A 24,011-nucleotide genomic window follows, 5' to 3' on the forward strand; every position below is an offset into this window, starting at 1 on the left:
TCAGCCCTTGCTGGCGCTCTTGAAGCGGCGGCGCAGCCAGAGCAGCAGGCCGATGACCAGCAGGCCGCCAAGCACCATCAGCTCGTATTTCTTGACGTTGCCCAGCACGCCTTCGAGGACGCTGCCGAAGGAGTAGGCCGCCGAGCCCAGCGCGGAGGCCCAGACAATGGCGCCGATGCCGTTGAGCAGCAGGTAGCGCAGCGGCGGATAGCCGGACAGGCCGATGGCCAGCGGCATCACGGTGCGCAGGCCGTAGACGAAGCGGAAGCTCAGCACCCACAGGTCGGGATGCTTGCGCACGTGCTCCAGCGCCTTGTCGCCCATCTGCTGCCAGCGCGGCTTGCGCGAGAGCAGCTTGCGGCCGTGGCGGCGGCCGAGGAAGTACCACAGCTGGTCGCCCGCGTAGCTGCCGAGGAAGGCGACGGCGATCACGCATTCCAGCTGCATATAGCCGCGAAATGCCAGGAAACCGGCCAGTACCAGAATGGTCTCGCCCTCGAAGAAGGTGCCGAGGAACAGGGCGAGATAGCCGAAATCCTGCAGGAATTGTTGGAGCATTATCGAGGCAGCGCAGCGAAATGAACGCGAAGCCTAACGCGGTTGCCGCTCCGGGGGAAGGCGTGCCGGTCGTCCCCAGTGATCTGGGGCAACTCCCGCCCGGCGTTCGCTGGCGCCCGGCCGGTGCGGCAGGTTGCCGCGACCACGGGTCACTGTCACCGCTTGTTACCAATCGGTCATAATCTGCGCCTATAACTGTCACACTGTGCCTGCTGTCCAGGCCCTGGAGTACGCCGTGAGCTTCATTCCTGCCGATCGTGCCTTCCCCTTCACCCGACTGCGCCGCAATCGTCGTGACGACTTTTCCCGTCGTCTGGTGCGCGAGAACGTACTGACCACCAATGATCTGATCCTTCCGGTGTTCGTCCTCGACGGCAAGAACCAGCGCGAGGCGGTGCCCTCGATGCCGGGCGTGGAGCGCATGTCCATCGACCTGCTGCTCAAGGAAGCCGAGGAACTGGTGGAGCTGGGCATCCCGGCCCTGGCGCTGTTCCCGGTGACCCCGCTGGAGAAGAAGTCCCTCGATGGCGCCGAAGCCTTCAACCCCGACGGCATCGCCCAGCGCGCCACCCGCGCCCTGCGCGAGCGCTTCCCGGAGCTGGGCATCATCACCGACGTGGCGCTGGACCCCTTCACCATCCATGGCCAGGACGGCATCCTCGACGAAGATGGCTACGTGCTGAACGACGTTTCCGTCGATGTGCTGGTCAAGCAGGCGCTGTCCCACGCCGAAGCCGGCGCCCAGGTGGTCGCACCGTCGGACATGATGGACGGCCGCATCGGCGCGATCCGCGAAGCGCTGGAATCCACCGGGCACATCAACACCCGCATCATGGCCTACTCGGCCAAGTACGCCAGCGCCTACTACGGCCCGTTCCGCGATGCGGTCGGCTCGGCCGCCAACCTCGGCAAGGGCAACAAGGCCACCTACCAGATGGACCCGTCCAACAGCGACGAAGCGCTGCACGAGATCTACGCTGACCTCGCCGAAGGCGCCGACATGGTCATGGTCAAGCCGGGCATGCCGTACCTCGACATCGTTCGCCGGGCGAAAGACGAATTCCGCGCGCCGACCTTTGTCTACCAGGTCAGCGGCGAGTACGCGATGCACATGGCCGCCATCCAGAACGGCTGGCTCAGCGAAGCGGTCATCCTGGAGTCGCTGCTGGCCTTCAAACGCGCCGGCGCAGATGGCATCCTGACCTACTTCGCCAAACGTGCTGCAGAACAACTGAAAAGGGGGGGCTGACCCCCCGTCGACGAGACTTGCGATGAATACCGAAGGCCTTAGCGAAACCGAACTCCTCGAAGCTGACACCACCGAAATCGTCGTGGCCGAGACCACCGAAGCGACGCCTCCGCCCCCGGAGGTGGCCGCCCCTGCGGTCAACGTGGATGACAGCGCCCTCTACATTCATCGCGAGCTCTCGCAGCTGCAGTTCAACATCCGCGTGCTGGAACAGGCGCTGGATGAGTCCTACCCGCTGCTGGAACGTCTGAAGTTCCTGCTGATCTTCTCCAGCAACCTCGACGAATTCTTCGAGATCCGCGTCGCCGGCCTGAAGAAGCAGATCACCTTCGCCCGCGAACAGGCCGGCGCCGACGGCCTGCTGCCGCACCAGGCGCTGGCGCGCATCAGCGAGCAGGTGCACGAGCAGGTCGCCCGCCAGTACAGCATCCTCAACGACATCCTGTTGCCGGAGCTGGCCAAGCACGACATCCGCTTCATCCGCCGCCGCTACTGGACGCCGAAGATCAAGGCCTGGGTCCGCCGCTTCTTCCGCGACGAGATCGCGCCGATCGTCACCCCCATCGGCCTCGATCCGACCCACCCGTTCCCGCTGCTGGTGAACAAGAGCCTGAACTTCATGGTCGAGCTGGAAGGCCTGGACGCCTTCGGCCGCGACTCGGGCCTGGCGATCATCCCGGCGCCGCGCTCGCTGCCGCGGATCATCCGCCTGCCGGAAGACGTCGCGGGCGCCGGCGACAACTACGTCTTCCTCTCCTCGATGATCCACGCCCATGCCGACGACCTGTTCCACGGCATGAAGGTGAAGGGCTGCTACCAGTTCCGCCTGACCCGTAACGCCGACCTTTCGGTGGATGCCGAGGACGTCGAGGACCTGGCCCGCGCGCTGCGCGGCGAACTCTTCTCGCGCCGCTACGGCGACGCCGTGCGCCTGGAGGTGGTGGACACCTGCCCGACGCACCTGTCCAACTACCTGCTCAAGCAGTTCGGCCTGTCCGACAACGAGCTGTACAAGGTCAGCGGTCCGGTCAACCTGACCCGCCTGTTCAGCGTCACCGGCCTGGCCAGCCACCCGGAGCTGCAGTACCCGCCGTTCACCCCGGTGATTCCGAAGCTGCTGCAGAAGAAGGAAAACCTGTTCAACGTGCTGGGCAAGCTCGACGTGCTGCTGATGCACCCGTTCGAGTCCTTCACCCCGGTGGTCGACCTGCTGCGCCAGGCCGCCAAGGACCCCAGCGTGCTGGCGATCAAGCAGACGCTGTACCGCTCCGGCGCCAACTCCGAGATCGTCGACGCCCTGGTGGAGGCCGCGCGCAACGGCAAGGAAGTCACCGTGGTGATCGAACTGCGGGCGCGCTTCGACGAAGAATCCAACCTGCAGCTGGCCAGCCGCCTGCAGCAGGCCGGCGCGGTGGTGATCTACGGCGTGGTCGGCTTCAAGACCCACGCCAAGATGATGCTGATCCTCCGTCGCGAGGATGGCGAGCTGCGCCGCTACGCGCACCTGGGGACCGGCAACTACCACGCCGGCAACGCCCGCCTGTACACCGACTACAGCCTGCTGACCGCCGACGTGGCGCTCTGCGAGGACCTGCACAAGCTGTTCAACCAGCTGATCGGCATGGGCAAGACCCTGCGCATGAAGAAGCTCCTGCACGCGCCCTTCACCCTGAAGAAGAACCTGCTGGAGATGATCAACCGCGAGGCCGCCCACGCCGCCGAGGGCAAGCCGGCGCAGATCATGGCCAAGGTCAACTCGCTGACCGACTCCAAGGTGATCCGCGCGCTGTACAAGGCCAGCCAGGCCGGGGTGAAGATCGACCTCGTCGTGCGTGGCATGTGCTGCCTGCGGCCGGGCGTGCCGGGGGTGTCGCACAACATCCAGGTGCGTTCGATCATCGGCCGCTTCCTCGAACACAGCCGGATCTACTACTTCCTCAATGGCGGCGACGAGAAGCTGTTCCTCTCCAGCGCCGACTGGATGGAGCGCAACCTCGACATGCGCGTGGAGACTTGCTTCCCGGTGGAAGGCAAGAAGCTGGTGCAGCGCGTCAAGAAGGAGCTGGAGTCGTACCTCGCCGACAACACCCAGGCATGGGTGCTGCAGTCCGACGGCAGCTACCAGCGCCAGTCCCCGACTGGCAACCAGAACGCCCGCAACTCGCAGGCCATGCTGCTCGAGCGCCTGTGCACGCCGGTGATCAATTCGCGCTGATCCGGCTGCTGTCTCTGGAAAAGCCCTGCCGTTCGCGGCGGGGCTTTTTCATGTCCGCGGCCGGGCTTTTCGCAGGAGCGAGATTGCTCGCGAAGCCGGCGCTCGGTCGCTGATCGCGGACGGAGCCCGCTCCGACAGGGCGAGTGGCCACCGGGGGCTTCGCTCTTGTAGGAGCGGACTCCGTCCGCGAAACGCGTCGGCAGGTCCGGCTATCGCGGACAAGGTCCGCTCCTGCGGCACGGGTCCCGGCCACGATCCTCGGTCGGCAGAAACGAAAAGGCCCCGGCGTTCGCACGCCGGGGCCTTTCTGTCCCGGGCAGGGACGGCGATCAGCTCACGCTGAGCTGGTAACCCACGCGGGCAAGCCAGCCGGCTTCCTGCTCGAAATCCGCCTGGGTCAGCGGGTTGGAGGTCAGCCAGCCTTCCGGGAAGCGGATGCTCAGGCTTCTGGCGGAGACCTGGAGGGTCACCGCCGGCATCTGCTGGGTGCCGCGGATGTGGTGGAAGAGGATGGCGAAGCGCAGCACGATGCACAGGCGGATCAGCTTGTCGCCCTCGTCGCCCAGTTCGTTGAAGCGGTCCGCCGGGATATTGCGGCGGTGGCCGCGCACCAGCAGCGCCAGGGTCTGCTGGTCGAGGCGGGAAAAGCCCGCCAGATCCGAGTGTTCGAGCAGGTAGGCGCCGTGCTTGTGATAGTGGTAGTGGGCGATGTCCAGGCCCAGCTCGTGGACGCGGGAGGCCCACACCAGCAGCTCGCGGTGCCATTCGTCCTTCAGTTCCCAGGCGTCGGCCACCTGGTCCAGCGACTTCAGCGCCTTGGCCTCGACGCGCGCGGCCTGCTCCGGGTCGACGTGGTAGCGCTCCATCAGCGCGCCGATGGTGCGCTCGCGGACGTCCTCGTGGTGGTGGCGGCCCAGCAGGTCGTAGAGCACGCCTTCGCGCAGGGCGCCTTCGGAGTGGTCCATGCGGCTCAGCTCGAGGGCGTCGAACAGCGCCTCGAGGATCGCCAGGCCCGCCGGGAAGATCGGCCGGCGGTCGGGCTTGATGCCGTCGATGTCGAGCTTGTCGACCTCGCCCAGCTTGAACATCTTGCGCTTGAGCCAGGCCAGGCCTTCGGGGTTGATCTCGCCGTTGCCGTGGCCGCCGGACTGGATCGCCACGCAGATGGCGCGGATGGTGCCGGATGCGCCCACCGCCTCGTCCCAGCCCAGGCGGTGCAGGCTGTTCTCGATGCTCATCAGCTCCAGGCGCGCCGAGGTGTAGGCCTGGGCGTAGCGGGCCGGGGTGATCTTGCCGTCCTTGAAGTAGCGCTGGGTGAAGCTCACGCAGCCCATCTGCAGGCTTTCGCGCAGCTGCGATTCGAAGCGCTGGCCGATGATGAACTCGGTGCTGCCGCCGCCGATGTCCACCACCAGGCGGCGGCCGGAGGTGTCCGGCAGGGTGTGGGAGACGCCCAGGTAGATCAGGCGCGCTTCTTCGCGGCCGGAGATCACCTCCACCGGGTGGCCGAGGATCTGGTCGGCGACGCGGATGAAGTCGGCGCGGTTGCGTGCCTCGCGCAGGGCGTTGGTGCCCACCACGCGCACCGAGCCCGGCGGCATGCCGCTGATGAACTGGGCGAACTGCTTCAGGCAATCGAAGCCGCGCTGCATGGATTCGGCGCTGAGCATGCGGTCTTCGCCGATGTCGGCGGCCAGCTGGACTTTCTCGCCCAGCCGCTCAAGGATGCGTATCTCGCCGTGATCGGTCTTCGCCAAAACCATGTGGAAACTGTTCGAGCCGAGGTCGATGGCTGCGATCAAGGGGAAGGTCTTGGCTGGGGTATGGGGCATGTTTCGAAGGTCCGGACAGATACGGGAGACATCCTGCCATTTTAGGCCGGTGGTGCCAATGAAGGGGATGTCACCGATCAGTTGTTGCCGCGTCAGCGATAGAGAGACTCAATCAGCTGCGCCTTTCGGTGCGGGCCCGGGCGGGCTATGATGGCGGACACTTTTTCGCATCCGATTGACGGAGAGATTACATGAGCGAACATATCGTCAATGTTACCGATGCCAGCTTCGAACAGGACGTGCTGAAGGCCGATGGTCCTGTGCTGGTCGACTACTGGGCCGAATGGTGCGGCCCGTGCAAGATGATCGCCCCGGTACTCGACGAGATCGCCAAGGACTATCAGGGCAAGCTGAAAGTCTGCAAGCTGAACATCGACGAGAACCAGGACACCCCGCCGAAGTACGGCGTGCGCGGCATTCCGACCCTGATGCTGTTCAAGGGCGGCAATGTCGAGGCGACCAAGGTCGGCGCACTGTCCAAGTCCCAGCTGGCGGCCTTCCTCGACAGCAACATCTGAAGTCGAAGCCCGTACGAAAAGCCCCGCAACCTGGCGGGGCTTTTTTCTTTCATTCCCCCTAGACGCTCCTGGGTCCGGGTGTTAAATTCGGGCGCACAACGTTGATTGCGTTGTCCCCTGCAAGCCGTCGCCGACGCACTTCCTACTCGAATTCCAAGCGATCCTGTCGTCACTCTGCGGCACGGCTCTTCAAGCTTCACGCTTGTTCCCTTTTCCTCTTTCAGCGTATTTACGTCCCCTTCTATGAATCTGACCGAACTCAAGCAAAAGCCGATTGCCGAATTGCTGGAAATGTCCGATGCCATGGGCCTGGAAAACATGGCTCGTTCGCGCAAACAGGACATCATCTTCGCCTTGCTGAAGAAGCACGCGAAGAGCGGTGAGGAAATCTCCGGCGACGGCGTGCTGGAGATTCTCCAGGATGGCTTCGGCTTCCTGCGCTCCGCCGATTCCTCGTACCTGGCCGGCCCCGACGACATCTACGTCTCGCCCAGCCAGATCCGGCGCTTCAACCTGCGCACGGGCGATACCATCATCGGCAAGATTCGTCCGCCGAAGGAAGGCGAGCGCTACTTCGCGCTGCTGAAAGTCGACTCGATCAACTTCGATCGTCCGGAGAACGCGAAGAACAAGATTCTCTTCGAGAACCTGACCCCGCTGTTCCCGACCAAGCGCCTGACCATGGAAGCCGGCAACGGCTCCACCGAGGACCTCACCGGCCGCGTGATCGACCTCTGTTCGCCGATCGGCAAGGGCCAGCGCGGCCTGATCGTCGCCCCGCCGAAGGCCGGTAAAACGATCATGCTGCAGAACATCGCGGCCAACATCACCCGCAACAACCCCGAGTGCCACCTGATCGTCCTGCTGATCGACGAGCGCCCGGAAGAAGTGACCGAGATGCAGCGCACCGTGCGCGGCGAAGTGGTCGCCTCCACCTTCGACGAGCCGCCGACCCGCCACGTGCAGGTCGCCGAGATGGTGATCGAGAAGGCCAAGCGCCTGGTCGAGCACAAGAAGGACGTGATCATCCTGCTCGACTCCATCACCCGTCTGGCCCGCGCCTACAACACCGTGATCCCCAGCTCCGGCAAGGTGCTCACCGGCGGTGTCGACGCCCACGCCCTGGAGAAGCCCAAGCGTTTCTTCGGCGCCGCGCGCAACATCGAGGAAGGCGGTTCGCTGACCATCCTCGCCACCGCGCTGATCGAGACCGGCTCGAAGATGGACGAGGTGATCTACGAGGAATTCAAGGGCACCGGCAACATGGAGCTGATCCTCGACCGTCGCATCTCCGAGAAGCGCGTGTTCCCGGCGATCAACATCAACCGCTCCGGCACCCGTCGCGAAGAGCTGCTCACCGGTGAGGAAGAGCTGCAGCGCATGTGGATCCTGCGCAAGATCCTGCACCCGATGGACGAGATCGCCGCGGTGGAATTCCTGCTCGACAAGCTCAAGCAGACCAAGACCAACGATGAGTTCTTCGACTCGATGAAGCGCAGCAAATAAGCGTCGCCGTCAAATCCGTTCTGGCGTCGTTGCCTGGCCTTGCCGTACGAGAAGTACTGTCTGCGGCCAGGCGCCTAGCCAGAACCGCTTCGCTCGGATTTGCCAGCGACTCTGCGCGCTTTAAGATGCCACAAGGCCGGGGAAACCCGGCCTTCGTGTTTCTGCGAGGCGTTGTTAGCGGCTAAACTGTCGCATCTTCACCTTCGCATCGAGACCCTCATGCAGTATCGCGACCTGCGCGAGTTCATCGCCGCCCTGGAGCAGCGTGGACAGCTCAAGCGTATCCAGGCGCCGGTTTCCCCCGTGCTGGAAATGACCGAGGTGTGCGACCGCACCCTGCGCGCCAAGGGCCCGGCCCTGCTGTTCGAAAAGCCCACTGGCTACGACATCCCCGTGCTCGGCAACCTGTTCGGCACGCCCGAGCGCGTGGCCCTGGGCATGGGCGCCGAGGACGTCTCCGAGCTGCGCGAGATCGGCAAGCTGCTGGCCTTCCTCAAGGAGCCCGAGCCGCCCAAGGGGCTGAAGGACGCCTGGTCGAAGCTGCCGATCTTCAAGAAGGTCATCAACATGGCGCCCAAGGTCCTCAAGGACGCGCCGTGCCAGGAAGTGATCGAGGAGGGCGACGCCGTCGACCTGTCCAGGCTGCCGGTGCAGACCTGCTGGCCCGGCGACGTCGCGCCGCTGATCACCTGGGGCCTGACCGTCACCCGCGGGCCGAACAAGGAACGGCAGAACCTCGGCATCTACCGCCAGCAGGTGATCGGCCGCAACAAGGTGATCATGCGCTGGCTCAGCCACCGTGGCGGCGCGCTGGACTACCGCGAGTGGTGCCAGAAGCACCCGGACCAGCCCTATCCGGTGGCCGTGGCGCTGGGCGCGGACCCGGCGACCATCCTCGGCGCCGTCACCCCGGTGCCCGACACGCTCTCCGAATACGCTTTCGCCGGCCTGTTGCGCGGGCACAAGACCGAGCTGGTGAAGTGCATCGGCAGCGACCTGCAGGTGCCGGCCAGCGCCGAGATCGTCCTCGAAGGGGTGATCCATCCCGGCGAGACGGCCGAGGAAGGCCCCTACGGCGACCACACCGGCTACTACAACGAGGTCGACCGCTTCCCGGTGTTCACCGTCGAGCGCATCACCCGCCGGCAGAAACCCATCTACCACAGCACCTACACCGGCCGCCCGCCGGATGAGCCGGCGATCCTCGGCGTGGCGCTGAACGAAGTCTTCGTGCCGATCCTGCAGAAGCAGTTCCCCGAGATCACCGACTTCTACCTGCCGCCCGAAGGCTGCTCCTACCGCATGGCGGTGGTGACCATGAAGAAGCAGTACCCCGGCCACGCCAAGCGCGTGATGCTGGGGGTCTGGTCGTTCCTGCGACAGTTCATGTACACCAAGTTCGTTATCGTCACCGACGACGACATCAACGCCCGCGACTGGAACGACGTGATCTGGGCCATCACCACGCGCATGGACCCCAAGCGCGACACGGTGATGATCGACAACACCCCGATCGACTACCTGGACTTCGCCTCGCCGGTCTCCGGCCTCGGCTCGAAGATGGGCCTGGACGCCACCCACAAGTGGCCGGGCGAAACCAGCCGCGAATGGGGCCGGGTGATCGAGAAGGACCCGGCGGTGACCCGGCGGGTCGATGAAATCTGGGCGAGCCTGGGCATCGATTGATACTTGCGGCACCCTGTAGGAGCGAGCTTGCTCGCGAACATGGCCTCGCAGCGGGGTCTGGTTCGCGAGCAAGGACCAGGCGTCCTACAAGAAACACATAACGAGAACATCGCTTGAAAGTGACCTTGCAACCCTCCGGCGCCCAGCTCGAACTCAGGCCCGGGGAACGTATCCTCGACGGTGCGCGGCGCCTGGGCTACGACTGCCCACAGAGCTGCCGCAACGGCAACTGCCACATCTGCGCGGCGCTGCTGGTGGAGGGCCGCGTGCGCCAGGGCGGCGAGGTGCGCGATCACGGCGAACTCTTCACCTGCCTGGCCGAGCCGCTGGAAGACTGCGTGCTGCACTGGGACGGCGTGCTGGCGCCCGGCGAGCTGCCGGTGCGCAGGCTGTCCTGCCAGCTGACCCTCTGCGAGCCGGTGGGCGGCGATGTCTGGCGCGTGCGCCTGCGCGCGCCGGCCGGCAAGCCGCCGCGCTACCACGCCGGGCAGTACCTGCTGATCGAGCGCGAGGACAAGGAGCCGGCGGCCTTCTCCCTGGCTTCCGCTCCCCATGAAGGGCGCGACCTGGAGCTGCACATCCTGGCGCGCGAGAACAGCGCCATCGACCTGCTGGCGCAGTTGCAGCGCGACCGCTTCGCCCGCGTGCAGATGCCCTTCGGCGACGCGCACCTGGCCGACCTGCCGGACGCCCCGCTGGTGCTGATCGCCGCCGGCACCGGCATGGCGCAGATGCACGGCCTGATCGAGCACTGCCGCGCCGCCGGCTTTGCCCATCCGGTGCACCTGTACTGGGGCGTGCGCCGCCCGGAAGACTTCTACGAGCTGCCGCACTGGGAGCGCTGGCAGAGCGTGCCCAACCTGCACCTGCACCGGATCGTCAGCGACCTGTGCGGCTGGCAGGGGCGCTGCGGGCTGCTGCATGAAGCGGTGTGCGAGGACTTCGCCGACCTCTCCGGCCTGCGCGTCTACGCCAGCGGCTCGCCGGCGATGGTCTACGGCACCCTGGATGCGCTGGTGGCGGCGGGCATGGACCCGCATCAAATGCGCGCCGACGTCTTCGCCTACGCCCCGCGCGGCTGATTCAAGCGGCTCTTCGTAGGAGCGAGCTTGCTCGCGAACAGCTCTCGCAGCGGGGGTTGGGTTCGCGAGCAAGCTCGCTCCTACAGGGTTGCGCCGTAGCTGCGTAGCGCTTGGCTATTCACTTGACTCAGCCACGCGGGCTGCGCTGGGGGAAAACTCCTCCTGCAACGCCGCGCGAATCCACGCCTCGAACCAGGCGATATCGGCGCTCACCGGTCCCGGTGGCAGCAGCAGCTGGTAGCTTTCCAGCGGCACCTCCTCGGCCAGCGGCCGCACCAGCGTGCCGGCGGCCAGCTGGTGCTTCACCAGCACCAGGTTGGCCAGGGCGATGCCGTGGCCGGCCTCGGCCATGGACAGGGCGTGGTCGTTGCTGACGTAGAGCACGTCGGAATTCACCCGCAGATCGAGCCCGATGGTGGACAGCCAGAGGTTCCACCATTCGCCGTCGTCCACGTGGATCAGCTTGTGCCGCGCCAGCTCGGCAACACTGCCCAGCGGGCCGTGTTCGGCGAGGTAGGAGGGCGAGCAGACCGGGAAGACCGCCGGCCGCACCAGGGTGCTGTGGCATTGCGGGTACACGCCCGGAAGCCCGTAGACGATCCCCAGATCGGCGCTTTTACCATCCACTTCGCTGAAAGTCGGGTTCGGCTCCACCGCCACCTTCAGGCCCGGACGCTGCTGGCGCAGGGTTTCCAGGCGCGGCATCAGCCAGCGCTTGGCGAAGGCCGGCACCGCCATGATCTTCAGCCAGCGCGCGGTGCCGCCGGGGGCCAGCTCGAAGCCGGCGTCGGCGATCTGCTGCAGGGCTGTGGATATCTTCGCGTAGTAGCGCTGCCCGGCGGGCGTCAGGCTCACCCCGCGCGGGGTGCGCTCGAACAGCTGCACGCCCAGCCAGTCCTCCAGCAGCTTGACGTGGCGGCCGATGGCCGGCTGCGTCACGTGCAGGTCCTTCGAGGCGGCGACGTAGCTGCCCAGCCGCGCGGCGGCCTCGAAGGCGCGGACGGCATTGAGCGGCGGAAGGCGCTGGATGGGCATGGGAGGGGCCTCGCACCTGGGCGTTGGTTGTTAGTTTTTTTAATATCGAATGTAAGAAAATTGAGCTTTTCGCTCAACCACCTTTCTCCGAATATCCGCTCCAGCAGCCTCACCACACCATCGAGCCGAACCCACGGCCAGCGCTGCATCCGGCGTTTACTCCAGCCCTGCCAGAACAATTACAAGACCCCCGGGCCGCCAGCGTGCGGCGGACGGGAAGGATCCGGAGGTTTCACATGAGTGCCCTGCACAGCCTGCAGACGGCGGCGGTTTCCATCCGCTCCGTGCGCAAGGTCTACGGCGATCCGGCCAGCGGTCCCGTCGCGCTGAAATGCGTCGACCTGGACATCCGCGACAACGAGTTCTTCACCCTGCTCGGCCCCTCGGGCTGCGGCAAGACCACTCTGCTGCGGATGATCGCCGGCTTCGAATTCCCCACCGCCGGGGAAATCCAGCTGTACGGCGAGAACATCGCCGACCGCCCGCCGTTCGAGCGCCCGGTGAACACGGTGTTCCAGCACTACGCGCTGTTCCCGCACATGACCATTGCCGAGAACCTCGCCTTCGGCCTGGAATCGCATCCGATGGGCAAGCGCATGAACAAGGCGCAGGTCGCCGAGCGCGTCCGCGAGATGCTCGCCCTGGTGCAGATGGAACGCTTCGCCCAGCGCAAGCCGACCCAGCTCTCCGGCGGCCAGCAACAGCGCGTCGCCCTGGCCCGCGCGCTGGCGCCGCACCCCAAGGTGCTGCTGCTCGACGAGCCGCTGTCGGCGCTCGACCTCAAGCTGCGCCAGGCCATGCGCGAAGAGCTCAAGGCGATCCAGGCCAAGACCGGCATCACCTTCATCTTCGTCACCCACGACCAGGAAGAAGCCCTGACCATGTCCGACCGCATCGCCGTGCTCTCCGAGGGCGAGGTGCAGCAGGTCGGCCGCCCGGACGACATCTACGAACACCCGCGCAACCGCTTCGTCGCCGACTTCATCGGCGAGACCAACTTCCTTCCCGCGCGGGTGGAGAACTTCGCCGGCGACTGCGCGCACTACCGCATTCCCGGCGACCAGCTGATCGAGGCGGAATCCCGCGAGGGTCTGAAGGTCGGCGCCGAGGTCACCCTGTCGATCCGTCCCGAGCGCCTGCAACTGGTGCCCGACGGCACCCCGTCCGCCACGCCCTGCAGCGTCGTCCAGCAGGTCTACCTGGGCACCGACCTGCAGTACCAGGTCAGCCTCGCCGACGGCACCCGCCTGACGGTCCGCGCGCCCAACAGCGCCGGCCAGCGCGGGCGCCTGGCGGCCGGGCAGTGCGCCGGGCTGCTGTTCGAGAAGGGCAGCGCCAGCGTGCTGGTGGACTGAGCGGAGGTGAGCATGAAGGAGTTATCCACAACCGCCGGCAATGCGCTGGAGCGGCGCCAGGCGCTGCGCAGTTTCCTCGGCGTATCGCCCGCGCTGGTCGCCATCGGGCTGTTCCTGATCGTGCCGATCTTCATCGTGATCGGTTATTCGCTGATGCAGGCCAACCCCTACGGCGGGGTGAACCCGCACTTCAGCATCGACGCCTACGTCTCGCTGCTGTTCGAGCGCCAGCTCGACGACAGCCTGGCCTTCGCCGATTCCTACCTGGTGATCGCCCTGCGCTCCATCGGCATCGCCGCGGCGACCACCGTCATCACCCTGCTGGTGGGCTTCCCGGTGGCGGTGTGGCTGGCGATGCAGCCGGCGCACCGCCGCGGCCTGCTGATCTTCCTGATCACCGTGCCGTTCTGGGCCAACCTGCTGATCCGCACCTACGCCTGGATCCTGCTGCTGCGCGGCACCGGCGTGGTCAACGGCACGCTGATGAGCCTTGGGTTGATCCACCAGCCGCTGAACCTGCTCTACACCGACGGCGCCGTGCTGCTGGGCCTGGTCTACACCTACGCGCCCTTCGTGGTGCTGCCGATCTACGCCACCCTGGAGAAGATGGACATGCGCCTGCTCGAAGCCGCCCAGGACCTCTACGCCGGGCGCATCCGCACCCTGCGCAAGGTGGTCCTGCCGATCGCCCGTCCGGGCATCCTGGCCGGCGCCATCCTCACCTTCGTGCCCTGCCTGGGCGCGATGATCGCCCCCGAGCTGCTCGGCGGCGGCACCCGGATGATGCTCGGCAACCTGATCTTCCGGCAGTTCAGCGACTCGCGGAACTGGCCCTTCGGCGCGGCGCTGTCGCTGGTGCTGATGGCCGCCGTGATGCTGGCGCTGATGTTCTACGCGATGCGCGCCGAACGCCTGCGCATCGCCCGGGGAGGTGAATGATGCTGTCGCTGCTGAGCAAACGCCGTCTGGGCGTGCAGGATTTCCGTGGCTTCGGCGCCCTGAGTTTCCTGTTCTACCTCTACCTCTACGCGCCCATCGTGGTGCTGGTGGTGCTCTCGTTCAACGCCAACCAGTCCGCCACCGTGTGGACCGGCTTCAGCCTCGACTGGTACCGCGCCGCCTTCGCCAACCAGGCGCTGCGCCAGGCCGCCGGCAACAGCCTGCTGATCGCCGTGTGCGCCAGCGTGATCGCCACCGCGATCGCCACCCTGGCCGCGCTGGGCACCTCGCGCGGGGCGAAGTTCAAGGGCCTGCGCCTGTCCATGGGCGCGATCATGCTGCCGCTGGTGCTGCCGGAGATCGTCGTCGGCGTCGCCACCCTGGCGCTGTTCTCCACCCTCGGCCTGTCGCTGGGCTACGGCAACCTGATCATCGCCCACACGGTGTTCTGCATTCCGTTCGCCTACCTGCCGATCCGCGCCCGCCTGAACGACATGGACCTGTCCCTGGAGCAGGCCGCCGCCGACCTCTACGCCGGGCCCTGGCGGACCTTCCGCAAGGTCACCTTGCCGCTGCTGATGCCGGGGATCTTCTCCGGGCTGATGCTGGCCTTCATCGTCTCGCTGGATAACTTCGTGATCTCGATGATGGTCTCCCAGGCCGGCACCACCACCTTGCCGATCTTCATCTTCGGCCTGCTGCGCATGGGCGTGACGCCCGATGTGAACGCGGTGTCGACCCTGATCCTCGGCGTTTCCGTGCTGTTCGTAACGCTGTCCTACCTGCTGGGCAAAAAGAAATCCTGAGCCACTTCCGGAGAACAAGATGAGCAAACTGATCGCTGCTGTAGGGGCCTCGCTGACGCTGGGCATGGCTATCCACGCGCAGGCCGCCGAACAACTGAACGTGGTGAGCTGGAGCGGCTATTTCACCCCGCAGATCCTGGAGAAGTTCGAGAAGGAAACCGGCATCAAGGTGACCGTGGATTCCTACGACTCCAACGAAACGCTGCTGGCCAAGCTCAAGCAGGGCGGCACCGGCTACGACGTGGCCATTCCCTCGCACCAGTTCGTGCCGATCCTGATCCAGGAAAAGCTGCTGGAGCGCTTCGACCCGGCCAGCCAGCCGTACTACGCCAACGTCGTGGACAACCTGAAGAAGCCCACCTGGGACCCGGAAGGCGCCTACGCCGTGCCCTTCATCTGGGGCACCACCAGCGTGGTGCTGGACGGCGCCACATACAGCGGCGCGGCCGACAGCTACTCGGTGCTGTTCACCCCGCCGGCGGAGCTGCAGGGCAAGGTCAACATGTTCGACTCGGCGAGCGAGGTGATCGACACCGCCAGCCTCTACCTGGGCATCCCGCTGTGCAGCGAGGACCCCAAGCAGATGCAGCAGGTGCTGACCCTGCTGAAGAACCAGAAGCCCTTCGTCAAGACCTACAGCTCCAAGGCCGGCTCGATCCGCGAGAACCTGGCCTCGGGCGAAGTCGACATGTCGATGTTCTGGGGCGGCTCGTCGATGCGGGCGCGTGAGATGAAGCCGAGCCTGAAGTACCTCTACCCGAAAGAGGGCGTGATGGCCTGGGTGGACAACCTGGTGATCCCGGCCGGCGCCAGGCACACGGAGAACGCCAGGAAGTTCATCGCCTTCCTCAGCCAGCCGGAAAACTCGGCAATGACCCAGAACTTCCTCAAGCACCAGAGCCCGATCAAGGGCGTGGAGCCCTTCCTCGACGCGGGCCTGAAGGATGCGCCGGAACTGCACATCCCCGAGGGCACCAGGGTGGTGTTCAGCAAGACCTGTGGCGAAGGCGCGATCCGCCTGGCCGACCGCATCTGGACCAACCTGATGCGCTGATTCCGCCCGGGAATTCCGACGCTGCTCGCGTCCACCTCTGTGGGCGCGCCGGCAGCGTTCGGCCCGGCGAACGCGCTGATCGATGAAAGCCCCGCCAGCCGGTGGGGCCGCCGAACCCGACTGATGCTTCCCGCCCATGCCGTGCATGGAGGGAAAGCCCTGATGAAAGAAGGCCGCTCTCCATGAGCCAGAATCCGCACAACGAACTCGTCCAGCTCCAGGCCCACGAACTGGCCGAACGCATCCGCCTGCGTGACGTTTCCTGCCGCGAAGTGATGCAGGCGCACCTCGACCAGATCGAGCGCTACAACCCGGAGGTCAATGCCATCGTCAGCCAGCAGCCGGACGAAATCCTGCTGGCCGAAGCCGACCAGCGCGACGCCGAACTGGCCCGTGGCGACTACCGTGGCTGGATGCACGGCCTGCCCCACGCGGTGAAGGACCTGTCGCTGACCCGCGGCATCCGCACCACCCTCGGCTCGCCGCTGTTCCGCGATTACCTGCCCGAGCGCGATGGCATCATGGTCGAGCGTCTCCGCGCCGCGGGCGCGATCATCATCGGCAAGACCAACACCCCCGAATTCGGCCTCGGCTCGCACAGCTACAACCCGATCTTCGGCGCCACCGGCTGCGCCTACGCGCCGCAGCGCACCGCCGGCGGCAGCAGCGGCGGCGCGGCGGCGGCCCTGGCGCTGCGGATGGTTCCGGTGGCCGACGGCAGCGACATGATGGGCTCGCTGCGCAACCCGGCGGCCTTCAACAACATCGTCGGCTTGCGTCCATCCCAGGGCCGCGTGCCCTTCGACGACAGCGCCGACCTGTTCATCGACCAGCTCGGCTACGAAGGCCCCATGGGCCGCAGCGTACGCGACGTGGCGCTGCTGCTGTCGGTGCAGGCCGGCGTTGACGCCCGCGCGCCGCTGTCCATCGCCCAGACCGGCGAGCAGTTCGCAGGCTCGCTTGCGCGCGACTTCAAGGGCGCGCGCCTGGGCTGGCTGGGCGACCTGGGCGGCTACCTGCCCATGGAAAAGGGCGTGCTGGAGCTGTGCCGCAAGTCCTTCGCCGACTTCGAGGCCATCGGCTGCCAGGTCGAGGACACCGCCATGGGCTTCTCCCCCGAGCGCCTGTGGGACACCTGGCGCACCCTGCGTCACTGGATGGTCGCCGGCTCCCTGGGCGCGGCCTACGCCGACCCGGCCAAGCGCGAACTGCTGAAACCCGAGGCCGTCTGGGAAGTGGAGAACGGCCTGAAGCTGTCCGCCGTGGAGGTGTTCCGCGCCTCCGCCGCGCGCAGCGACTGGTACCGCGCCATCAGCCAGCTGTTCGAGCGCTACGACTACCTGCTGCTGCCCAGCGCCCAGGTGTTCCCGTTCGACAAGACCTGGGACTGGCCGAAGGAAATCGCCGGCAAGGCCATGGACACCTACCACCGCTGGATGGAGGTGGTGATCCCGGCCACCCTGTCCGGTTGCCCGGCGGCCAGCGTGCCGGTGGGCTTCAATGAGCAGGGTCTGCCCATGGGCCTGCAGATCATCGGCAGGCACCAGGCCGACATGGCCGTGCTGCAACTGGCCCACGCCTACGAGCAGGCCTCGCGCTGGTACCAGCGCTGCCCGCCGCCCATGCTGGCGGAGGGTTGATCGTCTTATCCACATGCTGAGGGGGCCGCATGAACATCAGCTTCTTCCAGGAACTGCTGCAAAGCATCACCGAGCGCGGCCGGCAACTGCTGGAGTCGCGCGAGCCGGCGCCGGACAATGCCCAGGCGCTGGCGCAGGCCTGCCACAGGCTGGTCTCCAGTCACGGCGAGGCGTCGGGCGTGGCCCTGGCGCGACAGGTGCTGTGCGCCTACCGGGACTGCCCGCAAGACCAGCAGAAAGCCTTCTTCGACATCCTGCTGAAGGACTTCGCCCCGCCCCACGAGGCGCTGGCCGAAGCCTGCCAGCGCTACCTCGACGACCCGTCGGCGGCCCACACCATGGCGCTGTTCCAGGCCAGCGAGCCGCCGCGCCAGGAGCTGTTCCGCCGCCTCAACCAGGCGCCCGGCGGTACCGTCGAGCTGATCGCCATGCGCCGTCGGCTGTTGCTGGAGCTCAAGGCAAGACCCGAGCTGTCGGCGGTGGACCACGACCTGCAGCACCTGCTGGCGTCCTGGTTCAACCGCGGCTTCCTGGTGCTGCGGCGGATCGACTGGTCGACCCCGGCGTCGATCCTGGAAAAGATCATCAAGTACGAGGCCGTCCACGCCATCAAGGACTGGGACGACCTGCGCAGCCGCCTGCAGCCGGCCGACCGCCGCTGCTTCGCCTTCTTCCACCCGGCCCTGGCCGACGAGCCGCTGATCTTCGTCGAGGTGGCGCTGACCCGCGCAATGCCCGGCGCCATCGCCGAGATTCTGGAAATAAAGAGCCTTGAGCCGGCGGCCGAGGCAGCGCCGGCGGAAGCGCCCGACACCGCCGTCTTCTACTCCATCAGCAACTGCCAGGAAGGCCTGCGCGGCATCTCCTTCGGCAACTTCCTGATCAAGCAGGTGGTGGAGGAGCTGGCGCGGGAGATTCCCGGCCTGCGCCAGTTCGTCACCCTCTCGCCGGTGCCCGGCTTCCGCCGCTGGCTCGGCAGCCTGGGCGAGGACGCGCAACTGGGCGCGGCCGCCGCCGAGTGCCTCAAGGCGCTCAAGCCCGACGCTCCGCCACCGCCGCGCCTGGAGCAGCCGCTGCTGGCGCTGGCCGCCGAGTACTTCCTGCATGCGAAGAACGGCGCCGGCCTGCCGCTGGACCCGGTGGCGCGCTTCCACCTGGGCAACGGCGCCCGCCTGGAACGCCTGAACTGGCGCGGCGACCTCTCCGCCAGCGGCCTGCGCCAGGCCGCCGGGCTGATGGTCAATTACCGCTACGAACTGCGCCAGATCGAAAAGAACCACGAAGCCTACGCCAACCAGGGCGCGGTCACGGCCTCACCCGAGGTGCGCAAGCTGGCCACTCTGTCGGCGAAAACAAAACGCTAGGACCTCCGCATGAACCAGAGCCTTTTCGCCGAAGTCGGCAAACACCTGCCCAGCGACCTTTCCAAACCCTTCATCCGCACCCCGGACGGCGGCGGCTACAGCTACGCCGACATGCTGCGCAGCACCGCGCAGTTCGCCCACGCGCTGGTGGAACTCGGCGTGCAGCCGGGCGACCGCGTCGCCGTGCAGGTCGACAAGAGCCCCGAGACGGTGATGCTCTACCTCGCCGTGCTGCGCGCCGGCGCGGTCTACCTGCCGCTCAACAGCGGCTACACCGGCGAGGAGCTGCGCTACTTCCTCGACGACGCCGAGCCCTCGCTGTTCGTCTGCGCGCCGGCCTTCGAGGCCCAGGCCCGCGAGCTGGCGGACGTCAGCGGCGTAGCCCGCGTGGCGACCCTGGGCGACAAGGGCGACGGTTCGCTGATGGACGCGGTGCACGGCAAGCCGGGGCGCTTCGCCGACGTGCCGCGCGCATCAAGCGACCTCGCCGCGATCCTCTACACCTCCGGCACCACCGGGCGCTCCAAGGGCGCGATGATCAGCCACGGCAACCTGGTGTCCAACGCCCGCGCGCTGGTGGACGCGTGGAAAATCACCGGCGAGGACTGGCTGCTCCACGCGCTGCCGATCTTCCACATCCACGGCCTGTTCGTGGCCTGCAACAGCCTGCTGATGGCCGGCGGTTCGATGCTCTTCCTGGGCAGGTTCGACGCGGCGGAAATCCTCCGCCTGCTGCCGCAGGTGAACCTGCTGATGGGCGTGCCGACCTTCTACACCCGCCTGCTCGACCAGCCCGGCCTGACCCGCGAGGCGGTGGCGCACATGCGCCTGTTCATCTCCGGCTCCGCGCCGCTCACCGCCGAGACCCACAAGGCGTTCTCCGAGCGCACCGGCATGGCCATCCTCGAACGCTACGGCATGACCGAGACCGGCATGAACACCTCCAACCCGCTGGACGGCGAGCGCATCGCCGGCACCGTCGGCTTCCCGCTGCCGGGCGTCGAGCTGCGCATCACCGATCCGGGCCAGGCCGAGCCGGCGCTGCTGCCGCAGGGCGGGCCGGGGATGATCGAAGTGCGTGGGCCGAACGTGTTCCAGGGCTACTGGCGGATGCCGGAGAAGACCGCCGAGGAGCTGCGCGCGGACGGCTACTTCATGACCGGCGACATCGGTTTCGTCGACGAGCGGGGCTACGTGCAGATCGTCGGGCGCAACAAGGACATGATCATCAGCGGTGGCTTCAACGTGTATCCCAAGGAGCTGGAGGAAATCCTCGACACCCTGCCGGGGGTGGCCGAGTCGGCGGTGATCGGCGTGCCGCACCCGGACTTCGGCGAGGGCGTGACCGCCGTGCTGGTGGCGGGCAAGGGGCAGGCGCCGAGCGAGGTGGCAGTGCTGGCCGCGCTGGACGGCAAGCTGGCGCGCTTCAAGCAGCCCAAGCGGGTGCTGGTGGTGGACGCGCTGCCGCGCAATGTGATGGGCAAGGTGCAGAAGAACGTGCTGCGCGAGCGGTTCAAGGCGCTGTATTCCTGAGGGCCTGCGGTTCGCCGGCTGTTCGCGAGCAAGCTCGCTCCTACAGGGTGCGCTCTTCGTAGGAGCGAGCTTGCTCGCGAACCCGGGCGCTGGGGTATCCCGGCACGTAGGAGCTGAGTCTGTCCGCGATCACGCGCTTGGCGCGTTCCTACAGGTTTGTACCGCCATGAAAAAAACCGCTCACGCCGTAATGCTGTTCACTTAAGCGGAGCGGCCTTGCGGTCTACCGGGTAGCGGGTCTTGGACATCTTCACCGTCCGGGGTCGTGAAGGCCTTGGGCGGTGATCCAGGAACAACCCGCCGATTCCCGCCCGCAACTCCGATAAGCGTCGTCCTGTCGCGGAAACCGGGTTGGCCGCCGCCATCACGATCAGTTGCACGGCGATGTAGTGAGCCACCGGCTTGAAGCGGATGTCGCCGGGAGCACGGCCAAAGGCCACTGCGGCCTGGCTCGCCTCGCGGCGAATGATGTTGTAGGCCAGCAACAGTCCCCAGACTTCCTGGTAGATCAGTTCGATTTTCTTACTGCGCAGGGTCACTGCGTTCTGTTGCAGGGAGCTCTTGATATCGCGGAAGCCCAGTTCGATCTCCCAGCGTTCCTGATACAGATTGGCAATGGCCTTGGCGCTGTAGATATCGGCTGGCAGCGAGGTCAGTACGGTTTTGACCTTGCCCTGTCTCTCGTAGCTGACTTCCCGCACCTCCCAGTAGCAGGGCAGATTCGGATTGCGCTTCCTCGCCTGGGCTGACACCCGCATCCGCAGCAGGCGGTCCCCTTTGCCGTAGCGATCGATCTCCTCGCTGACCAACGCCTTGCGGGCCGGAATCAACCAGTGACGGTTGTCGCCGCTGGCCAGGCCCAGCAACAGGTTGGCACTCCAGAATCCCTTGTCGAACAGCGTCACCGAATGGCTGGGAATCTGCTGCACAAACGCATCAGCCAGGCGCATTTCACTGCGCCGGTAGGGGCTCAGTTGGGCATCCAGAATCAGGTGCGAGCGCACGTTCATCAGGGCTACGAGGCGCAGCATGGGAAACGGCGTCTGGCGGTCGGTGGCGGTATTACCGGAGCCGAAATGCTCCCGTAGCTCGGGGGTATCCGGGGTGCGCAGGAGCGCACCGTCCACGGCCAAGACCTGCAGGCCCTGCCAGGTATCACCGTCATAGCGCTCGCGCCCCCAGTGGTGACCGGTCTGGCGAAACAGCCACTCCACCGGATCGGCCCCTAGCCGTTTGCGGGCCTCGGTGACCCCGCTGCGGGCCAGCAGGTCGTGAGAGGCCAGTCCCTGGGCGCAGATGTTCAGGCGCCGCGCCACCTCATGGACCGGCTCGTCGCGGAACAAGGCCATGCCGAGCACCAGCCAGAGCACCTGATCGCTGGGCAGGCGCCGCCGTCGGATGGTGGCCTGCGCGGAAAGACCCAGTGCCGACGCCACCCACTCGATCGGGATGTTCTGGGTGAAGGTGCTGAGATCCGAGAAGTTGAACAACTCGCCCAGATCGAGCAATTGCTGTTGGAAAGACATAAAAAATCCGATGCCAGAGACCTGGCATCGGATTCTCGGGGAGCCCGGGCAACAGCTCAAATGCTTAAGTGAACAGCATTACGCTCACGCCGGGCTTTTTTGCTTTCGTAGGAGCGGAGCTTCTCCGCGATGCTCTTGTCGTTCGGTGTTTCTGCGCCGCGTCGGCGTGTACTGGGAGATTTTGTTTCGCCCTCCCGGGCGACCTACTTTGTCAAACGCCACAAAGTAGGCAAAGGTCTCTGCCCCATCATCCGGGTCCCGCTTCGCGGGACTCCCCTCGCTCCATCGGAGTTTCAGGGGCACGCGTTGACGGGCCATCCCTGGCCCGACAACGCTCTCGCGGCATCCATGCCGCTCAACCCCTGAAACTCCGATTCCACTCGGCCTCCTGAAGGGGCGCTCCGGTGTGCGCGGAGGTTTCTCTGGAAGTCATCAAGCGCTGAAGCGCTCTCGTAGGAGCGGACCTTGTCCGCGAAACGCGGATGAAATCCGCGCCCACGAATGGGTTAGCGCACCGTCACCACCACCTTGCCCACCGCCTTGCGCTGGCCCAGGTGGTTGATCGCATCCGCCGCCTTCTCCAGCGGGTAGGTCTGCGACACCAGCGGCTTGATCCTGCCCTCGGCGAACCAGGCGAACAGCTGCTGGAAGTTCGCCGCGTTGTCCTGCGGCTGGCGTTGGGCGAAGGAGCCCCAGAACACGCCGACCAGCGACGCGCCCTTGAGCAGGGTGAGGTTGGCCGGCAGCGCCGGGATGCTGCCGCTGGCGAAGCCGACCACCAGCATGCGGCCGTTCCAGGCGATGGAGCGGAAGGCTTCCTCGAACAGCTCGCCGCCGACCGGGTCGTAGATCACGTCCACGCCCTGGCCGCCGGTGATTGCCTTGAGCTTGTCCCTCAGGCTGCCTTCGCTGTAGTTGATCAGCACGTCGGCGCCGGCGGCCCTGGCCACTTCCAGCTTGGCCTCGCTGCTGGCGGCGGCGATGACTTTCGCGCCCATCGCCTTGCCGATCTCCACCGCCGCCAGGCCCACGCCGCCGGAGGCGCCGAGCACCAGCAGGGTCTCGCCCGGCTGCAGGTTGGCGCGCTGTTTCAGCGCGTGCATGGAGGTGCCGTAGGTCATGCCGAAGGCGGCGGCGCTGGCGAAGTCCATGCCGTCGGGGATCGGCATCACGTTGTAGCCGGGCACCGCCACTTCCTCGGCGAAGCTGCCCCAGCCGGTCAGCGCCATCACGCGGTCGCCGGGCTTCAGGTGGGTGACCTTCTCGCCCACCGCGGCGATCACCCCGGCGGCCTCGCCACCCGGGGAGAACGGGAAGGGCGGCTTGAACTGGTACTTGCCCTCGATGATCAGGGTGTCGGGGAAGTTCACCCCGGCGGCATGCACCTGCAGCAGGACTTCGTTCTTTTTCGGCTCGGGGCTGGCGATGTCTTCCAGCACCAGGCTTTCGGCGGGGCCGAAGGCTTTGCACAGCACGGCTTTCATGGGGGAGTACTCCACTCTAGGTATCGGGCCAGTGTAGGGGCGCCGGGGGGACGGGCAAATCACCATGGTCCCGGTTTATGCCCCGATATAGCTTGGGCGGCGGCGCGAGTCTGGCTATCCTTGCCGCCATCGAATCCGGAGACATCGCCTTGAGAGCTTCCCTCGCCCTGTTGCTGGTCCTGTCCTGCAGTCCCCTGTTCGCGGCCGCCGAATCCGAAGAGGCCAAGCCGGAAGACGCCAACAAGCCGCTCTTCGTCGACCTCACCCCGGCGCTGGTGGGCAACTACGGCAGCGGCCCGCGGCTGAAGTACTTCAAGGCCGACATCGCGCTGAAGGTCGCCGGCAAGGAGGCCTCGGACAAGGTCGAGCACCATGAGCCGCTGATCCGCAACCAGCTGGTGATGTTGTTCGCCCAGCAGACCGACGATTCCCTCGGCAGCGTCGACGGCAAGGAAAAGCTGCGCCAGGAAGCCCTCAAGCAGGTGCAGACGGTGCTGCAGCAGGAAGAGGGCAAACCGCTGGTGGACGACCTGCTGTTCAACAACCTGATCGTCCAGCCCTGAGCGGCGGCGGTACCCCGCGGGCAGGGAGCGTCCGGCGGGCTCTGACCTGTATCAAGGCGTATTTCC

Annotated in this window: 19 protein-coding genes; 14 read left to right on the top strand and 5 right to left on the bottom strand. The window is 66.3% G+C overall.

Going from position 1 to position 24,011, the window contains the following annotated elements; all coding sequences use genetic code 11:
- Positions 1-561 carry a DedA family protein gene (locus tag AC3B6A_RS01545; RefSeq protein WP_488403752.1) on the bottom strand — a complete coding sequence of 187 codons (561 nt, stop codon included), beginning with the start codon at positions 559-561 and terminating at the stop codon, positions 1-3.
- 232 nt (positions 562-793) lie between these two features.
- On the opposite strand from AC3B6A_RS01545, the gene hemB reads away from it, so the two are divergent.
- Entirely contained in the window at positions 794-1,807 is a 1,014-nt protein-coding gene (hemB, locus tag AC3B6A_RS01550) for a porphobilinogen synthase (protein ID WP_488400579.1), read from the top strand.
- 22 nt (positions 1,808-1,829) lie between these two features.
- Positions 1,830-4,022, top strand: coding sequence for a polyphosphate kinase 1 (gene ppk1, locus AC3B6A_RS01555; protein WP_488400580.1), 2,193 nt, complete (start codon positions 1,830-1,832; stop codon positions 4,020-4,022).
- Between the two features lie 329 nt (positions 4,023-4,351).
- On the opposite strand, the gene ppx is transcribed toward ppk1, so the two are convergent.
- Positions 4,352-5,854: an exopolyphosphatase gene (ppx, locus tag AC3B6A_RS01560; RefSeq protein WP_488400581.1), complete on the bottom strand. Its 1,503-nt coding sequence runs from the start codon at positions 5,852-5,854 to the stop codon at positions 4,352-4,354.
- Positions 5,855-6,045: 191 nt separating this feature from the next.
- Between ppx and trxA the strand changes: the two genes are divergently transcribed.
- The 4 genes from trxA (at position 6,046) to AC3B6A_RS01580 (ending at position 10,646) form a co-directional block, all read left to right on the top strand.
- On the top strand, positions 6,046-6,372 hold the full coding sequence (gene trxA, locus AC3B6A_RS01565) for a thioredoxin TrxA (protein ID WP_084313849.1): 327 nt from the start codon (positions 6,046-6,048) through the stop codon (positions 6,370-6,372).
- A gap of 243 nt (positions 6,373-6,615) precedes the next feature.
- Positions 6,616-7,878 carry a transcription termination factor Rho gene (rho, locus tag AC3B6A_RS01570; RefSeq protein ID WP_488400582.1) on the top strand — a complete coding sequence of 421 codons (1,263 nt, stop codon included), beginning with the start codon at positions 6,616-6,618 and terminating at the stop codon, positions 7,876-7,878.
- A 219-nt stretch (positions 7,879-8,097) separates the two neighbouring features.
- The gene (gene ubiD, locus AC3B6A_RS01575) at positions 8,098-9,564 is read left to right on the top strand and encodes a 4-hydroxy-3-polyprenylbenzoate decarboxylase (protein WP_488400583.1); all 1,467 of its coding nucleotides are present in this window, start codon (positions 8,098-8,100) and stop codon (positions 9,562-9,564) included.
- Positions 9,565-9,677: 113 nt separating this feature from the next.
- The gene (locus tag AC3B6A_RS01580) at positions 9,678-10,646 is read left to right on the top strand and encodes a CDP-6-deoxy-delta-3,4-glucoseen reductase (RefSeq protein ID WP_488400584.1); all 969 of its coding nucleotides are present in this window, start codon (positions 9,678-9,680) and stop codon (positions 10,644-10,646) included.
- 114 nt (positions 10,647-10,760) lie between these two features.
- On the opposite strand, the gene AC3B6A_RS01585 is transcribed toward AC3B6A_RS01580, so the two are convergent.
- Complete coding sequence (locus AC3B6A_RS01585) at positions 10,761-11,681, bottom strand: LysR substrate-binding domain-containing protein (protein ID WP_488400585.1); 921 nt, start codon at positions 11,679-11,681, stop codon at positions 10,761-10,763.
- A gap of 236 nt (positions 11,682-11,917) precedes the next feature.
- Between AC3B6A_RS01585 and AC3B6A_RS01590 the strand changes: the two genes are divergently transcribed.
- From AC3B6A_RS01590 to AC3B6A_RS01620, 7 genes are all read left to right on the top strand, one after another.
- On the top strand, positions 11,918-13,036 hold the full coding sequence (locus AC3B6A_RS01590; protein ID WP_488400586.1) for an ABC transporter ATP-binding protein: 1,119 nt from the start codon (positions 11,918-11,920) through the stop codon (positions 13,034-13,036).
- A gap of 12 nt (positions 13,037-13,048) precedes the next feature.
- Positions 13,049-13,975, top strand: coding sequence for an ABC transporter permease (locus tag AC3B6A_RS01595; protein WP_488400587.1), 927 nt, complete (start codon positions 13,049-13,051; stop codon positions 13,973-13,975).
- Positions 13,975-14,781 carry an ABC transporter permease gene (locus AC3B6A_RS01600; RefSeq protein WP_488403754.1) on the top strand — a complete coding sequence of 269 codons (807 nt, stop codon included), beginning with the start codon at positions 13,975-13,977 and terminating at the stop codon, positions 14,779-14,781. The genes AC3B6A_RS01595 and AC3B6A_RS01600 overlap by 1 nt, the downstream gene beginning before the upstream one ends.
- Before the next feature lie 19 nt (positions 14,782-14,800).
- Positions 14,801-15,835 carry an ABC transporter substrate-binding protein gene (locus AC3B6A_RS01605; RefSeq protein WP_488400588.1) on the top strand — a complete coding sequence of 345 codons (1,035 nt, stop codon included), beginning with the start codon at positions 14,801-14,803 and terminating at the stop codon, positions 15,833-15,835.
- 182 nt (positions 15,836-16,017) lie between these two features.
- Entirely contained in the window at positions 16,018-17,475 is a 1,458-nt protein-coding gene (locus AC3B6A_RS01610; protein WP_488400589.1) for an amidase, read from the top strand.
- 29 nt (positions 17,476-17,504) lie between these two features.
- Positions 17,505-18,839 (top strand): malonyl-CoA decarboxylase, encoded by a 1,335-nt coding sequence (locus tag AC3B6A_RS01615; RefSeq protein ID WP_488400590.1) that lies wholly within the window; start codon positions 17,505-17,507, stop codon positions 18,837-18,839.
- Positions 18,840-18,848: 9 nt separating this feature from the next.
- Positions 18,849-20,372, top strand: coding sequence for a malonate--CoA ligase (locus AC3B6A_RS01620; RefSeq protein WP_488400591.1), 1,524 nt, complete (start codon positions 18,849-18,851; stop codon positions 20,370-20,372).
- A 197-nt stretch (positions 20,373-20,569) separates the two neighbouring features.
- Here AC3B6A_RS01620 and AC3B6A_RS01625 read toward each other — a convergent pair whose 3' ends face one another.
- Positions 20,570-21,898 (bottom strand): IS4 family transposase, encoded by a 1,329-nt coding sequence (locus AC3B6A_RS01625; RefSeq protein WP_488398960.1) that lies wholly within the window; start codon positions 21,896-21,898, stop codon positions 20,570-20,572.
- 506 nt (positions 21,899-22,404) lie between these two features.
- Entirely contained in the window at positions 22,405-23,382 is a 978-nt protein-coding gene (locus tag AC3B6A_RS01630) for an NADPH:quinone oxidoreductase family protein (protein ID WP_488400592.1), read from the bottom strand.
- Between the two features lie 149 nt (positions 23,383-23,531).
- Between AC3B6A_RS01630 and AC3B6A_RS01635 the strand changes: the two genes are divergently transcribed.
- A complete protein-coding gene (locus tag AC3B6A_RS01635; RefSeq protein WP_488400593.1) occupies positions 23,532-23,945 on the top strand; it encodes a flagellar basal body-associated protein FliL in 414 nt (137 codons plus the stop codon).
- Positions 23,946-24,011: the final 66 nt, after the last annotated feature.

It is taken from the genome of Pseudomonas sp. B12(2026) (genome assembly GCF_057767015.1).